The sequence below is a fragment of the Mesorhizobium sp. GW821-FHT07A06 genome, from assembly GCF_059419085.1.
Genome location: NZ_JBWKRC010000004.1, coordinates 278,545 through 292,834, shown reverse-complemented (window position 1 = coordinate 292,834; position 14,290 = coordinate 278,545). Strand labels below are relative to the sequence as shown.

General features: G+C 63.5%; 14 protein-coding genes. 4 read left to right on the top strand and 10 right to left on the bottom strand.

Annotated features, from left to right (window positions below):
* Positions 1-5: 5 nt before the first annotated feature.
* Positions 6-638: a trimeric intracellular cation channel family protein gene (locus AC07SZ_RS15650; protein WP_494914943.1), complete on the bottom strand. Its 633-nt coding sequence runs from the start codon at positions 636-638 to the stop codon at positions 6-8.
* A gap of 105 nt (positions 639-743) precedes the next feature.
* A complete protein-coding gene (gene grpE / locus AC07SZ_RS15645) occupies positions 744-1,376 on the bottom strand; it encodes a nucleotide exchange factor GrpE (RefSeq protein WP_056577811.1) in 633 nt (210 codons plus the stop codon).
* A gap of 228 nt (positions 1,377-1,604) precedes the next feature.
* Between grpE and AC07SZ_RS15640 the strand changes: the two genes are divergently transcribed.
* Complete coding sequence (locus AC07SZ_RS15640; RefSeq protein ID WP_056577812.1) at positions 1,605-1,805, top strand: hypothetical protein; 201 nt, start codon at positions 1,605-1,607, stop codon at positions 1,803-1,805.
* A gap of 134 nt (positions 1,806-1,939) precedes the next feature.
* On the top strand, positions 1,940-2,962 hold the full coding sequence (locus tag AC07SZ_RS15635; protein WP_494914942.1) for a fatty acid desaturase: 1,023 nt from the start codon (positions 1,940-1,942) through the stop codon (positions 2,960-2,962).
* Between the two features lie 171 nt (positions 2,963-3,133).
* Here AC07SZ_RS15635 and AC07SZ_RS15630 read toward each other — a convergent pair whose 3' ends face one another.
* From AC07SZ_RS15630 to cysG, 7 genes are all read right to left on the bottom strand, one after another.
* Positions 3,134-3,754, bottom strand: a complete 621-nt coding sequence (locus AC07SZ_RS15630) for a DJ-1/PfpI family protein (RefSeq protein WP_172372164.1) — start codon at positions 3,752-3,754, stop codon at positions 3,134-3,136.
* A gap of 183 nt (positions 3,755-3,937) precedes the next feature.
* Positions 3,938-5,545 (bottom strand): GMC family oxidoreductase, encoded by a 1,608-nt coding sequence (locus AC07SZ_RS15625; RefSeq protein ID WP_494914941.1) that lies wholly within the window; start codon positions 5,543-5,545, stop codon positions 3,938-3,940.
* Positions 5,546-5,641: 96 nt separating this feature from the next.
* Complete coding sequence (locus AC07SZ_RS15620; protein WP_056577820.1) at positions 5,642-6,175, bottom strand: DUF934 domain-containing protein; 534 nt, start codon at positions 6,173-6,175, stop codon at positions 5,642-5,644.
* 166 nt (positions 6,176-6,341) lie between these two features.
* On the bottom strand, positions 6,342-7,106 hold the full coding sequence (locus tag AC07SZ_RS15615; protein WP_172372159.1) for a phosphoadenylyl-sulfate reductase: 765 nt from the start codon (positions 7,104-7,106) through the stop codon (positions 6,342-6,344).
* Complete coding sequence (locus AC07SZ_RS15610; RefSeq protein WP_056577824.1) at positions 7,081-8,751, bottom strand: nitrite/sulfite reductase; 1,671 nt, start codon at positions 8,749-8,751, stop codon at positions 7,081-7,083. The genes AC07SZ_RS15615 and AC07SZ_RS15610 overlap by 26 nt, the downstream gene beginning before the upstream one ends.
* A 45-nt stretch (positions 8,752-8,796) precedes the next feature.
* The gene (locus AC07SZ_RS15605; RefSeq protein WP_140772068.1) at positions 8,797-9,090 is read right to left on the bottom strand and encodes a DUF2849 domain-containing protein; all 294 of its coding nucleotides are present in this window, start codon (positions 9,088-9,090) and stop codon (positions 8,797-8,799) included.
* On the bottom strand, positions 9,087-10,553 hold the full coding sequence (gene cysG / locus AC07SZ_RS15600) for a siroheme synthase CysG (protein WP_056577828.1): 1,467 nt from the start codon (positions 10,551-10,553) through the stop codon (positions 9,087-9,089). Before cysG ends, AC07SZ_RS15605 begins: the two co-directional genes overlap by 4 nt.
* Positions 10,554-10,982: 429 nt before the next feature.
* On the opposite strand from cysG, the gene AC07SZ_RS15595 reads away from it, so the two are divergent.
* On the top strand, positions 10,983-11,432 hold the full coding sequence (locus AC07SZ_RS15595) for a baeRF12 domain-containing protein (protein WP_494914940.1): 450 nt from the start codon (positions 10,983-10,985) through the stop codon (positions 11,430-11,432).
* Between the two features lie 221 nt (positions 11,433-11,653).
* On the top strand, positions 11,654-13,438 hold the full coding sequence (locus tag AC07SZ_RS15590; RefSeq protein WP_056577832.1) for a cation:proton antiporter domain-containing protein: 1,785 nt from the start codon (positions 11,654-11,656) through the stop codon (positions 13,436-13,438).
* Here the strand turns inward: AC07SZ_RS15590 and AC07SZ_RS15585 are convergent, their stop codons facing one another.
* Positions 13,439-14,245 carry an AraC family transcriptional regulator gene (locus AC07SZ_RS15585; RefSeq protein WP_494914939.1) on the bottom strand — a complete coding sequence of 269 codons (807 nt, stop codon included), beginning with the start codon at positions 14,243-14,245 and terminating at the stop codon, positions 13,439-13,441.
* Positions 14,246-14,290: the final 45 nt, after the last annotated feature.

The window sequence follows — 14,290 nt, the reverse complement described above, 5'->3', positions numbered from 1 at the left end:
CTCGCTCACGGAATATCCTCCGGCCGCCTTCCCGGCCGGCTCCTGTACGACGGAAACGACCAGCCAAAACGCAGCGCGCCACCGCGCACAGCGAGCGCCACGACGAAGCCGGCCAACCCCGAGACAATCTGCGGCAATCCGGCGACATCGCCCAGAGTGAAGATGGCGGCGCCGGCCAGGGCCGCCGTGACGTAGATTTCCGGCCGCAGCAGCACGGAAGGCTCGCCGGCCAGGAGATCGCGCAATATGCCGCCAAAGGTCGCGGTCAGCATGCCGGTGATGATCGAAACCACGGGCGAACCGGTGATTGCCAGGCCCCTTGCCGCGCCCATCACCGAAAAGGCGGCCAGCCCGATGGCGTCGAGCCACAGCAACAGCTTGTAACGGGATTCGACACGGTGCCCGGTGAAGAAGACCAGGACCGCAACGACAGCGCAGATGAGCACATAGTCGCGGTTTGCCACCCAGAACACCGGCACATTGAGGATGAGGTCGCGAAACGTGCCGCCGCCAATACCGGTGACGCTGGCCAGGAACAGGAAACCGATGATGTCGAGTTGCTTGCGCGACGCAGCCAACGCCCCGGTCGCCGCGAAAACGGCAACGCCGGCATAGTCGAGAAGGGCGATGGGATGCATGGCTAAGGCAGTAGGGGAGTAAGGAAATGGGGCAGTATCTATTAGATAACACGAAGCCAGACGATTGATACGGCTCTCAGTGTGCCCTACTGCCCTACTCCCCTATCAAGCATCCTTCTCCGCCTGCTCATTCACAGGCCCCGGCTCGACTGGCGCCTCGGCGGCGATTTTCGGGCCGCCCTTGGCGACGCCGACCATGGCCGGGCGAAGCACCCGTTCGCCGATCGAATAGCCCGGCTGCACGACCTGGACCACCGTGTTGGCCGGAACGTCGGGATTGGGCACTTCGAACATTGCCTGGTGGAAATTGGGGTCGAACTTCTCGCCTTCCGGCGCGAGTTTCTTGACCCCGTGCCGTTCCAGCGCCGACAGCATGGCGCGCTCGGTCAGGTCGACGCCCTCGATGAGCGCCTTGAAGCCGGCATCACCCGACGCCTTGGCCTCGGCGGGAATGGCGTCCAGCGCGCGGCGCAGATTGTCCGACACCGACAACATGTCGCGGGCGAAATTCGCAACCGCATAGGTGCGCGCGTCGTGCACGTCGCGTGCGGTGCGGCGGCGAAGGTTCTCCATCTCGGCCGCGACGCGCAGCGCGCGGTCCTTCAGCTCTTCATTTTCCTTCAGCAGCCGCACAAGCGCTTCATAATCGCCGTCGATACTGCCTTCCGTGCGCTCGGCATTGGCCTCTGCCGCCTCGACTTCACTGGGCGCGCGTTCGTCTTTTGCCTGGTCGCTCATCGCCGTTTCCCGTCATCTCGAATGGTATGGATTTTGTGCCCGATATCGAGGTTTGGCGGCCAAAAATCAAGGGGTAAGCCACCGGACCGGCCTGAACCGCGACCAATGGCGTTACTTTGATTTTAATTCAAACTTTACCTTACCTGCCGGCTTCGCTTGCCACGGAAGCGTGATGCGGGAACCATTCCCTTGCTGGAGGAGTTTCGAAGCCGACACAGGATTTTGAAAATGATGACTCGCGACAAGGCAGAAAAAGGAGAAAAGCTCGCCACCGAAGTCAGGCGCCAGTTCGGTGCCGAGGCGATGACACGCTTTCTGCGCACCTTGCCGGCTTTCCGCGCCGAGGCCGACATTCCCACCCGGTTCAGCGAGTTGCTTGACCGGCTGGACCGGGTGGAGAGAAACAGCCTTGGTGACGGCCGCCGATAGCCATCTGGCAGGCTTCGCTGCATTGCGGAATTCGGAAGACCAGGCCGGGATGGCCTGTCGCGCGACAATTACACACAGTAATTTCGCGTGATTGCCATCTTGCGGGAGGGCAGCACCTCCGCCTATGCTTCCTGATGAACATGATTTCTCCCGACGCGGCCGCCAACAGCAAGCGAGCCTGGCTGAAGATCCTGGCGCGCTACAAGAAGCCGGACCGGCGGCGCAGCGCCATAGAACTCGCGATCACCCTCATTCCTTTCGCCACGCTCTGGGCCATGTCCGCAGCCGCTTATGCCTACGGCCATTGGTGGGGGCTGATCCTGGTCCTTCCGGCGGCCGGGTTCCTGGTGCGCATCTTCATGATCCAGCATGATTGCGGCCATGGGTCTTTCTTTGCCAACCGCTATGCCGACGACTGGATCGGCCGCGCGCTCGGCGTCCTGACGCTGACTCCATACGATTGCTGGCGGCGCGCCCACGCGACCCATCATGCCAGCGCCGGCAATCTCGACGAGCGCGGCATGGGCGACATCCTGACGCTGACCGTTGCCGAATACCGCCGATTGTCCTGGCGCGGGCGCCTTGGCTATCGTCTCTATCGCCACCCGCTGGTGATGTTCGGTCTGGGACCGATCTGGCTGTTCATCTTTTCGCAAAGGCTGCCCGTCGGCATGATGCGCGGCGGCTTGACGCCCTGGGTATCATCCATGACCACCAATCTCGCCATCACGCTTGCGTCGGCCCTGCTCATCTGGGTCGTCGGCCCCGGTGCGTTCCTGGTGGTCCATCTGCCGATCGTCGTTCTCGCCGGCTCGGCCGGCATCTGGCTGTTCTATGTCCAGCACCAGTTCGAGGAGACGGAATGGGCAAAGGATGACGATTGGGAATTCCAGCATGCCGCCCTGCATGGCTCGTCCTATTACGACCTGCCGCCGGTGCTGAACTGGTTCACCGGCAATATCGGCGTCCACCACGTCCATCACCTCTCCGCCAAGGTGCCTGGCTACCGGCTGCAGGAAGTGTTGCGGGATTATCCGGAACTGCGCGGCATTGGCCGCGTCACTCTGCTCGACAGCCTGCGCTGCGTCAAACTGGCATTGTGGGACGAAAACCGCCGCAAGCTGGTGTCGTTCGGTGAGGCACGAGCCTCGGCCTAGACTAGAGTGGTTCGCCGTTTCCGTGAAACGGTGAAGTGCTCTAGGCAACTCCAGGAAAAGTGTGAAACGGTTTTCCTGGGGAGGCGCGTGGCCGCTTTCCCCAGGGAATTGCGTCAAAACCAGAAAATAGCAAGACCGCCACGCGATGATGCGCGGCGGCCGTTTCCCTGTTCATGCTGCTTGGCGCTCATTGCGCATCAGGATCTCGCCGTGGCGGATCTCGGTGCCCAGCACCTTCAGGCACTCCCGGATGAAGTTGGACAGGCCCGGCCAGCCCTTGGCTGAAACGAGATTGCCATCGACATGGGCACCGGTCGGCGCGACATCGATGTAGATGCCCCCGGCCAATGTCACCTCCGGCTCACAATAGTGCAGTGCCGCGACTTCCCTGCCCCGGACCACACCGTCGACAGCAATCAGGATCTGTACGCCATGGCAGATGGTGAAGATCGGCTTGCCGGCCTCGTGGAAATGCCGCACCAGCGCCTGCACGCGCTTGTCGATGCGGATGTATTCGGGACCGCGTCCTCCCGCTGCGTAGACGGCGTCGTACTTGGCCGGATCCACCTCGGAGAACGTCTTGTTGAGGATGTAGTCGTGGCCGGGCTTTTCCGTGTAGGTCTGGTGGCCTTCGAAGTCATGCAGCGAGGTCTTCAGCACATCGCCGGCCTTCTTGTCCGGGCAGACGACATGCACTGTGTGGCCGACGGCATGCATGGCCTGTTCAAAGACGAAGATCTCGTACTCCTCGCTGAACTCGCCAACGAGCATCAATATTTTCTTGCCAGCCATTCCCGGTTCCTCCCTTGTGGCCTTATTTATTTCGGGTCATGAAATAATAGCTTATCCTAAGGGCAGGACGACAAAAGGAAAAGCGCAAATCGCACAATTGGTACGACCAGTTTTCTTCCCGGAGGGCGGAGCAAGCCCTTCATGGCACACGAAAACAGTATCCCGGGTCGACCTGGACCGGAGTCAAGCGGCTGCTCTGATCATATCCGCCGCCTTTTCAGCGATCATGATGGTCGGCGCGTTGGTGTTGCCGCCAATCAGCGTCGGCATCACCGAGGCGTCGACCACCCGCAACCCCTGCAGTCCGCGCACCCGCAATTGCGGATCGACCACCGCCATCTCGTCGACGCCCATCTTGCAAGAGCCGGCCGGGTGATAGATCGTGTCGGCGCGGGCACGGATGTGGGACATCAACTCCGCGTCGCTCGAAGCACCGGCGGTGTAGATTTCCTTGTGGCGATATCTGGCCAGCGCCGGCGCCTCCAGGATACCACGCATCATCCTGGCCCCCTTGAGCAAAAGCTCTGCGTCGCGTTCGTCCGAAAGAAAGCGCGGATCGATGCGCGGTGGTGCCATGGGATCATGAGTCGACAGCCCGACCTCACCGCGCGAATGCGGCCGCAGCACGCAGACATGGCAGGAAAAGCCATATCCCATATGCAGCTTGCGGCCGTGATCATCGACGATGGCTATGCAGAAATGCAGTTGCAGGTCGGGCCGTTCCATCGCCGGATCGGATTTGAGGAAGGCGCCGCCTTCGGCATAGGGCGTGGCGATCATCCCGCCCCCATCTTTCCGCCAGCGCAGCATGTGCCGTAGCAGGCCAGGCAGGCCGCGCAGGCCGATGCCCATCATGTCGGCGTCCTTCGACGTCCAGCCCATGATGAAATCGAGGTGGTCCTGGAGGTTCTTGCCAACACCGGGCAGTTCATGAATGACCGGAATACCATGCATGGCTAGCTCGGCGGCCGGGCCAATGCCCGACAGCAGCAGGAGCTGAGGCGAACCGAAGGCGCCACCACAGACGATCACCTCGCGCCTGGCTTTCGCAACGGCTTCGCCCTTCCCCGTGCGATACCGCACGCCGGTGGCGCGCTTGCCGTCGAGGATGACCGCGGTGGCATGCGCTCCGGTGATGACGGTCAGGTTCGACCTGTTCATGGCCGGCTGCAGATAGGCAGCGGCCGCCGAGCAGCGCTCGCCATTGCGGCGTTCGCCCCAGAATTGCGTCACCTGATAAAGTCCGGCACCTTCCTGTTCGACTCCGTTGAAATCATCGTTGCGGCGAATCTGGTTTTCACCGCAGGCCTCGACAAAGGCCCGGGAAAGCGGACGTGGCTCTTGCTGCTCGGCAACCCGCAGCGGGCCGTCACCGCCATGCAGGGCATCAGCGCCGCGTTGATTGCCTTCCGCCCGCCTGAAATAGGGCAGCACCTCGTCCCATGACCAGCCGTCGCAGCCGAGGTCCGCCCATTCGTCATAGTCGCCGCGGTGTCCGCGCGTATAGAGCATGGCATTGATGGCGCTGGATCCGCCCAGCGCCTTGCCGCGCGGCTGGTAGCCCTTGCGGCCGCCAAGCCCCTGCTGCGGCACCGTTTCGAACGCCCAGTTGTTGATCTTCGGCCGCCCCGGCAAAAGGGCGATGATGCCTGCCGGCGCGCGGACAAGCAGGTTGCTGCCCGCGCCGCCGGCCTCGATCAGGCAGATCGTTGTCGATGGATCCTCGGACAGCCGCGCGGCAAGCGTGCAGCCGGCGGACCCACCACCGGCGATGACATAGTCGAAATCCATGACGTCCTCCCTTGCACCCGGCGGATGTTTCCGTCCGGATGCCCAAGAGAAAGCTCGATTACGGCCTATGTAAAGATGTGCGGAATTACCCCAACGTCAGCTGTTGCGAAGGCGCCGCCAGGAATATTTCGGGCCCTTGGGCTCCGGCACGGCGGCTGGCTGATAGTAAAGACCCAGCCCGCCGGTGCGGCCCTCTTCCAGGCGTTTCAGCAGCACCGGATTCGAGATCTCGAACTCGTCGAAACCAAGGCGCAGCATATGCGGCAGAGGATCGACCAGCACCTGGCCGGTGGCGCGAACGGCACCTTCGAAATGATAGCGGCTGCGCAGCAGTTCAGCCTTGGAAAAGGAGCGCCCATCGCTGAAGGCCGGGAAAACCAGCGCCACCAGCGACAGCTGGTCGAGCAGGTCGGCGATCTTCTCGAGCTGATCGCCTGGCTGCAGCACGACACCGAGCCGCTCCTTGGCGGACCGGCGCACCTCGGGATCAAGGTCAAGGAATGCCTGCAGCGGCAGGATGAAGCGGCCATTGCCGGAGAGCGCGTCCGCATTCTCGGCATGAGCCCATTCGTCCTCGCGGAACCCCTCCGGAGTCCAGAGCCGTGTCTCCGGTGTCGTCGTTTCGGTCATCAAGAATTCCTAAATATTCAAAGGAGCCAAGGATGTGTCGAGACTCAAGCCAGGCTGCACCGAGAATGACGGCTTCCGAGAACCGGGGCGGAGCGTACTTGAAGTACATAAGCACCGGAAGCACGGGAAGCCTGGAAGGCCAGCCTCACCTGATTATCAGCATATCCTACAGGGATGCGTCGGTCAGCGACTTCTCCAACCCCGACAGGTGAATGCCGCACTCGGTCTTGGCGTGACCCACCCAGCGGCCGCTGCGCGCGTCCTCGCCCGGCTGTACCGGCTGCGTGCACGGAAAGCAGCCGATCGACAGATAGCCATAGGCGACCAGCGGATTTTCGCGCAGCGCGTGCGCCCGCATGTATTCAGCCTGGTCCGATGTCGTCCAGTGCGCCAGCGGATTGATGCGGATGCGCGCGCCGACCGCCTCGAACACCGGCAGCGCCGCCCGCGTCGAGGCCTGGAAGCGCTTGCGCCCGGTCAACCAGGCCCGGAACGGTGCCACGCCGCGCGCCAAGGGCTCGACCTTGCGCACGTCGCAGCAGGCATCGGTGTTGCTCTGGTGCAGATTGCCTGCCGGGTCGATCCGCTCCAGTGCGGCTTCCTCGGGCTTGATCACCTGGATGTTGGTCAGCCCGAAATCGGCGACGAGCGCGTCGCGGTAGCCGAGCGTCTCCTCGAAATGCTTGCCGGTATCGAGGAAGATGACGGGCAGCGACCGGTCGACCTCGGCGATCATGTGCAGCAACACAGCCGAATCCGCGCCGAACGACGACACGGCGGCGATCTCGTCGTGAAACAGTTCGCGAACCGAGCGTTCGATGATCTCGAGCGGCTTCAGATGACCGTAAAGCGCATCGAACCCCGCCGCCTTGGCGGCGACGCCGTCATCGACAGCGGCGATACGGTCAAGCGGCCTTGGCTTCGCCAGCATAGAGCGCCTCCTTGAACGGCGCGGGACCGACACGGCGGTAGGCGTCGATGAACTTTTCCTGTGGGTTGAGCCGAAGGCCGAGATAGGTCTCGACGATCTGCTCGATGGCGTCGGTGATCTCTTCCGATGAAAAGCCCCGGCCGATGATCTCGCCGACCGACGTGTTCTCGTCGGCCGAGCCGCCCAGCGTCACCTGATAGAGTTCGGAGCCCTTCTTCTCGACGCCGAGGATGCCGATATGGCCGACATGGTGATGGCCGCAGGCATTGATGCAGCCGGAGATCTTCAGCTTCAACTCACCGATTTCGCGCTGCCGTTCCAGGGAGGCAAAGCGTTGCGAGATTTCCTGCGCGATCGGGATCGAGCGTGCAGTGGCCAGCGCGCAATAGTCGAGGCCGGGGCACGCGATGATGTCCGATATCAAATTGGAATTGGCCGTCGCCAGCCCGATATCGACCAGCGCGTCATAGACCGCCTTGAGGTCGGCGCGCGCCACATGCGGCAGGATCAGGTTTTGCTCATGGCTGACGCGCAGCTCGTCGAAGGCGTATTTTTCAGCGATGTCGGCGACCGCTTCCATCTGGCTGTCCGACGCATCGCCCGGCACCTCGCCGATGCCCTTGAGCGAGATCGTCACCGCCGCGTAGTCTGGATGGCGGTGCGTCACCACGTTCTGGTCGAGCCATTCCGAGAAACCCTTGGAATCGAGACGCGCCAGCTTGACGGCGGCATCACCTTCCGGCCGCTCGGTCAGTTCCGGTGGCGCGAAATAGGCTTCGATGGCACGGATGTCGGCGTCCGGCAGCTTCAGCTCGGCGTCCTTCAACTCCTGCCACTCGGCCTCGACCTGACGGGTGATCTCATCGACGCCGGTCTCGTGGACGAGGATCTTGATGCGCGCCTTGTACTTGTTGTCGCGGCGGCCATAGAGGTTGTAAACGCGCAGGATCGCCGTGCAGTAGGACAGCAGGTCGGCTTCCGGCAGGAAGTCGCGGATCTTCCTTGCCACCATCGGTGTCCGGCCCTGGCCGCCACCGATATAGACGGCAAAGCCCAGCTCGCCGGCAGCATTCTTCTTCAGGTGCAGGCCGATGTCATGCGTCTGGATGGCGGCGCGGTCGCGTTCGGCGCCCGTCACCGCGATCTTGAATTTCCGGGGCAGGAACGAGAATTCCGGATGCACCGACGACCATTGCCGCAGGATTTCCGCATAGGGGCGCGGATCGGCGGCTTCGTCGGCCGCGGCACCGGCGAAATGATCGGCGGTAACGTTGCGGATGCAGTTGCCGCTGGTCTGGATGGCATGCATCTCGACGCTTGCCAGATCGGCCAGGATCGCCGGAATGTCCGACAGCGCCGGCCAGTTGAACTGGATATTCTGGCGCGTGGTGAAATGGCCGTAGCCCTTGTCGTACTTGCGCGCGATGTGGCCAAGCATGCGCAACTGCTTGCTGTTCAGCGTGCCATAGGGCACCGCGATGCGCAGCATGTAGGCGTGCAGTTGCAGGTAGACGCCGTTCATCAGCCTCAACGGCCGGAACTGGTCCTCTGTGATCTCACCGGACAGCCGGCGCTGGACCTGGTCGCTGAACTCGGCGACGCGGGCCTGGACAAAATCGTGGTCGAACTCATCGTAACGGTACATGCTTTGTCTTTCAGGGCGCGTCCGCCCGTTTCATCTAAATCCTGGCTATGCGGCCCGCTCGGCCTGCTTGCCGAGATCGCCGCGAATGGTCGGCCCGGCGGCGCGGATCTTCTCGCGCAATCGCACCGGCTCGACCACGCCGTCGACGACGTCCGCGTCGATCAGATTGACGTCGACCACTTCATTGTCGGCATAGGCCTTGGCGCCGATCGCCTCCAGGCGGTCCTCGGCCGCCTTGTCATGGGCAAGGTCGGCGTGGCCCACCGTCTCTGCCCAGCCGCCATCGGCGTACCAGACGGCGATGCCATCGGTCAGGCGGTTGGCGGTCAGTATCTTCATGGCTGAACTCTCTCGGTGGCGGCTGTAGCCGCACTTTCGTGCCCCAAATCTTCGTGCCTGTGTGCCGCGAGCGGCTCGGACCGTTCGAAATTGGCGCCGGCGACGGCATCGCCGATAATGGTCATGACCGGCCCGGAAAGATCGCCGCGCGCTTCCAGCGACGGCAGGTCGGCCAGCGTGCCGTGGAACCGGCGCCGATTGGCAAGGCTGGCATTCTCGACCACGGCGACCGCCGTGTCCGGCGACAGACCGGCCTCGATCAGGCGGCCGGCGACTTCGGCCGCGACCGAGCGGCCCATATAGACGGCAACGGTGGCGCCGGAAATCGCAAGCTTGGCCCAGTCGGGCAGCGAATTGCCCTTGAGGTCGTGGCCGGTGGTGAACACCATCGACGAGGACACCCCGCGCAAGGTGAGCGGCAGTTCGAAATCGGCGGCGGCGGCAAAGGCGGCGGTGACACCGGGAACCACCTCATAGGCGATGCCGGCATCGCGCAGCGCCGCCATTTCCTCGCCGGCCCGGCCGAAGACCAGCGGATCGCCCGACTTCAGCCGCACGACACGCTTGCCCTGCCGGCCAAGTTCGACCAGCAGCGCATTGATTTCGGCCTGGCTCTTGGTGTGGCAGCCCTTGCGCTTGCCGACGCCCAAGCGCTCGGCATCGCGGCGGCCCATCGCAACCACCGCCTCCGGCACCAGCGCGTCATGGACGATGACGTCGGCCTCCATCAGCAGGCGGTGCGCCCGCAGCGTCAGAAGGTCCTCGGCGCCCGGACCGGCGCCCACCAGGGCGATGTGACCCGAAGCCGGCGCGTTCGACAACAGAAGATCCACGGCGGCGTCATGCGCCCGCGACAGCTGGCCGGCTTCCACCGCATGGGCAGGCGCACCCTGGAAAAAACTGCTCCAGAAGCGGCGGCGGGCATTGCCTTTCGGCAGCAATGTCTCGGCGGCGCCACGCAGTGAAGCGGCAAGCGTCGCCAGCGATCCAAGCGACGGCGACAGCATCTGGTCGATGCGGCCACGCAGCATCTGGGCCAGCACCGGGCCCGCACCCTCGGTGCCGATGGCGATGGCGACCGGCGCGCGGTTGACCAGGGCCGGGGTGAAGAAATCGCAGAGCTCCGGCCGATCGACGGCATTGACAGGAATGCCCAGTTTGCGCGCGTCGGCGGCGACGCGGCGGTCGAGCGTCTCGTCGCCGCTGGCGGCAAACACCATGACCGCGCCGTCGAGCTGCGAGGCATCGTAGGCCGCCGCGACATGGCTGGCGCCGGACTGAGCGATGAAGGCAAGCAGTTCCGGCTCGGCGTTTTCGGTGATGATGCGCAAGACCGCGCTCGACTGTCCGATCAGCCGTGCTTTGGCCAAGGCCTCCTCACCGCCGCCGACGATGGCCACGGCTTCGCCCTCGACCCGCACGAAGACGGGGAAGGCATTGAGCTTGGCATTGGCCTGCGGCATGTGAAAAGCAATCCGGGAACAGTGTCGCAGTTTTACGCCCGGGCGCGAAAAACCAGAAGCAAAGCACTCGCGCATCCTGTGATGGCAGGCAATCGCTTTTTCGCAACCGCGAAAGGCAGGAGAAAAATATTCCACATCCTTTGTATGGGCGAACTCAAGCGGCTGAGGCAGGCCTTGATTTCAGGTCTTTTTAGCCGCCGGCCCGCCGTCGCGCAAAACAGTTTTTTCTAATTTCTACCAATTTAGTAGATTAAAGCCGCCGGCCGACGATCATCGACCTCCGGCCTCGGGCAGCACGCGTTCAAGTGACCTTGGCGGCGGGAACATTACCGCTTCGCAAGGCGTTCCCGTCTCGTCCGCTATCCAAAACCGAGACCGCGGCGGGGTGCCGCGCAGGGCGTGACACAGCAGGGAAAGGAACCCGTCATCATGGGCACGATCAAGCTGAAGCACGGCATCTGGATCATGGTGGCCGATGGCGAAAAAGCGCTCTTCCTCAAGAATATCGGCGACAACAAGTTTCCCAACCTGGAGGTCGTGCAGATGATGGAGCAGGACAATCGGCCTACCCGCGAACAAGGGACCGACAGTCCAGGCCGGTACAATGACGGCCCGTCCGTGCATCGCAGCGCCGTCGAGGAGACGGACTGGCATCGGATCGGCAAGGAGCGCTTCGCCGATGACATTGCCGCCCGGCTCTACAAGCTCTCGCATGGCGGGGCGTTCGACGAGACCGTCCTTGTCGCACCGCCAATGGTGCTCGGGACCATGCGCAAGAAATTGCACAAGGAGGTCGAGGGCAAAGTGACCGCCGAAATTCCCAAGACGCTGACCAACCACGCCATATTCGAGATCGAGGCCTTGCTGCGGGCCGCCTGATCGCCGGCGGCCGACTAGCACGACACCGGGGCGACAACATTGCGGGACGTCCGGCAGGCCGGCTGCTTTTCAGCCGCCGGCCGAGTATTTGCCGCCGCACCGTCGATTTTCGCGGCCTGCGGGTTGCATCAACGTCACCCCTTCCACCATATTGCAAAACAGGCGACGGCTTCGGGCGGCGCACATCCGACATCGCTAGCTTGAAAGGCGCTCCATAGACAATGCCGCATGACACGCCCCTTATCGCCACCATCGTCGCCGGTCTGGGGCTGGCTTTCGTCTTCGGGGCTCTGGCCAATCGGTTCCGAATTCCACCGCTGGTCGGTTATCTCATAGCCGGCGTGCTGGTCGGGCCGAACACGCCCGGTTTCGTCGCCGATGCCGGCCTTGCCAATGAACTGGCAGAAATCGGCGTCATCCTGCTGATGTTCGGCGTCGGCCTGCATTTCTCGCTCAAGGACCTGCTGTCGGTGCGCGCCATCGCCGTACCCGGCGCCATCGTCCAGATCGGCTTCGCCACGGCGCTCGGCACCGGGCTGTCCTGGATGCTCGGCTGGTCGATGGGAGCGGGCCTCGTGTTCGGCCTCGCGCTGTCGGTCGCCTCGACCGTGGTGCTGCTGCGCGCGCTTCAGGAGCGCCGGCTTATCGAGACCGAGCGCGGCCGCATCGCCGTCGGCTGGCTGATCGTCGAGGATCTGGCCATGGTGCTGGCGCTGGTGCTGCTGCCTGCCCTTGCCGGCGTGCTGGGTGGCCAGGAACAGGCCGAAGCCCATGTCAGCGGCCTGCTGTCGTTGCCGGCCAGCTACGGCATCTGGGGCATCGTCGGCATGACGCTGGCCAAGGTCGCCGCCTTCGTCGTCGTCATGCTGGTGGTCGGCCGCCGGGTCATTCCCTGGATCCTGCACTACGTGGCCCATACCGGGTCTCGCGAACTGTTCCGTCTCTCCGTACTCGCCATAGCGCTCGGCGTCGCCTTCGGCGCGGCAAAACTGTTCGGCGTCTCGCTGGCGCTTGGCGCCTTCTTCGCCGGCATGATCATGAGCGAATCCGAACTCAGCCACCGCGCGGCGGAGGAATCGCTGCCGCTGCGCGATGCCTTCTCGGTGCTGTTCTTCGTCTCGGTCGGCATGCTGTTCGACCCATTCAGCCTGATCAGCAACGGCCTGCCGATCCTGGCGACGCTGGCCATCATCGTCATCGGCAAGTCGCTGGCCGCGTTCGTCATCGTCGTCGCCTTCGGCTATCCCGTCGCCACGGCCCTGATGATTTCGGCAAGCCTTGCCCAGATCGGCGAATTCTCCTTCATCCTGGCCGAGCTCGGCGTCGGGCTGAAACTTCTGCCCGAGCAAGGCCGTGACCTGATCCTGGCCGGCGCCATCCTGTCGATCGTGCTCAACCCGCTGATGTTCCTGATCATCGACTGGATGAGACCTTGGCTGGAAGCCCGCGCCGCCAAGACGACACCATCGGCGGACGCAAAGCCGGTCGGCCCGGCGACGGAACCAGGCCAGGTGGCTTCGGTCGCCGCCGCCTCCAGGAAGGAAGACGGCCCGCCGCCGAGGACGACACTTGCCGGCCATGCCATCCTGATCGGCTACGGCCGTGTCGGCAGCCTTGTCGGTGCCGCACTGAAAGACGCTGCGCTGCCCTTCCTCGTCATCGAGGACGCCGACAAGACGCTGGCCAGGCTGAAAGCCGACGGCATCGAAACCGTCGCCGGAAATGCGGCCAACGCCGAAGTGTTCGCCGCCGCCAATCCCGAAGGCGCCAGCCGGCTGATCCTCGCTATCCCCAACGCGTTCGAAGCCGGCCAGATCGTTCTGCGCGCGCGCGCCGCCAAACCCGGCATCAACGTCGTCGCCCGCGCCCATTCCGATGCCGAGGTCGAGCATCTCAAAGGGCTCGGCGCCGACACGGTGATCATGGGCGAACGGGAGATCGCGCGCGGAATCGTGGAAGAGGTGCTCGGTCACAAGCCATTCGCGACTGAACCGTCCGCCGCCTGATCATGCAGCGAATGCAGACCCGCCATTCCGTGCGATGCTGCTGAGATACCGTGCGGGAGGCTTGCCGAGCGCCTTTTTGAACATGGTAATGAAGGCGGTGACGGACTCATAGCCCAGATCGCCCGAAACCCGCTGAACGCTTGCCCCGGAAGCCAGCTCCCTTATCGCAACGATCAAATGCAATTGCTGGCGCCAGCGGCCGAAACTTAAGCCAGTCTCCTTTACGACGAGACGAGCAAGACTGCTCTCGCTGAGTGCGACGCGGTTGGCCCACTCCGCCAGCGTGCTGCGGTCAGCCGGATCGTTCGCCAACGCTTCGGCGATCCGCCGCAAGCGCGGCTCGGAAGATAGGGGCAGATGCAATTGCTGGACCGGCATATCGGGCAGTTCGGCGAGCAGGACCTTTCCCAGGAAAGCGCACCTCGCGTCGTCAGGCGCGCAGTCGGACAGTTCGATGATGAGCTCGCGCAGCAGCGGCGAGATCGAAAGCGTGCAGCACCGATCCGGCAGTTCGGCAGCACCGGGCTCGATGTAAACGAAGAAAATCCGCGCATTGGCCGTCGCGATGTTGCTGTGCTGCATGCGGCTTGGCACCCACACGCCGCAATGTGGCGGCACCATCCAGAGGCCACTGGGAACGCGGCAGGTGACGCCACCGCCGAGCGCGAAGACGAGTTGCCCCTTGCGGTGCCAATGCTGCGACACCTCGGCCTTGGTCTCGGTTACGTCGACGCGCACGGCGATCGCCGGAGCAAGAACGTCATCGACATCGAAATCGAGCCATGGGTAGCTCAGAGGTTGTCTCATGATTGCCTATTTTTAGCGATTGATTGATTTTATATCTAGATTATT

What these genes read in the sequence shown, in the direction of transcription:
- AC07SZ_RS15650 (WP_494914943.1), bottom strand. Translation starts at nt 638, where the DNA reads ATGCATCCCATCGCCCTTCTCGACTATGCCGGCGTTGCCGTTTTCGCG.
- grpE (WP_056577811.1), bottom strand. Translation starts at nt 1,376, where the DNA reads ATGAGCGACCAGGCAAAAGACGAACGCGCGCCCAGTGAAGTCGAGGCG.
- AC07SZ_RS15640 (WP_056577812.1), top strand. Translation starts at nt 1,605, where the DNA reads ATGATGACTCGCGACAAGGCAGAAAAAGGAGAAAAGCTCGCCACCGAA.
- AC07SZ_RS15635 (WP_494914942.1), top strand. Translation starts at nt 1,940, where the DNA reads ATGAACATGATTTCTCCCGACGCGGCCGCCAACAGCAAGCGAGCCTGG.
- AC07SZ_RS15630 (WP_172372164.1), bottom strand. Translation starts at nt 3,754, where the DNA reads ATGGCTGGCAAGAAAATATTGATGCTCGTTGGCGAGTTCAGCGAGGAG.
- AC07SZ_RS15625 (WP_494914941.1), bottom strand. Translation starts at nt 5,545, where the DNA reads ATGGATTTCGACTATGTCATCGCCGGTGGTGGGTCCGCCGGCTGCACG.
- AC07SZ_RS15620 (WP_056577820.1), bottom strand. Translation starts at nt 6,175, where the DNA reads ATGACCGAAACGACGACACCGGAGACACGGCTCTGGACTCCGGAGGGG.
- AC07SZ_RS15615 (WP_172372159.1), bottom strand. Translation starts at nt 7,106, where the DNA reads ATGCTGGCGAAGCCAAGGCCGCTTGACCGTATCGCCGCTGTCGATGAC.
- AC07SZ_RS15610 (WP_056577824.1), bottom strand. Translation starts at nt 8,751, where the DNA reads ATGTACCGTTACGATGAGTTCGACCACGATTTTGTCCAGGCCCGCGTC.
- AC07SZ_RS15605 (WP_140772068.1), bottom strand. Translation starts at nt 9,090, where the DNA reads ATGAAGATACTGACCGCCAACCGCCTGACCGATGGCATCGCCGTCTGG.
- cysG (WP_056577828.1), bottom strand. Translation starts at nt 10,553, where the DNA reads ATGCCGCAGGCCAATGCCAAGCTCAATGCCTTCCCCGTCTTCGTGCGG.
- AC07SZ_RS15595 (WP_494914940.1), top strand. Translation starts at nt 10,983, where the DNA reads ATGGGCACGATCAAGCTGAAGCACGGCATCTGGATCATGGTGGCCGAT.
- AC07SZ_RS15590 (WP_056577832.1), top strand. Translation starts at nt 11,654, where the DNA reads ATGCCGCATGACACGCCCCTTATCGCCACCATCGTCGCCGGTCTGGGG.
- AC07SZ_RS15585 (WP_494914939.1), bottom strand. Translation starts at nt 14,245, where the DNA reads ATGAGACAACCTCTGAGCTACCCATGGCTCGATTTCGATGTCGATGAC.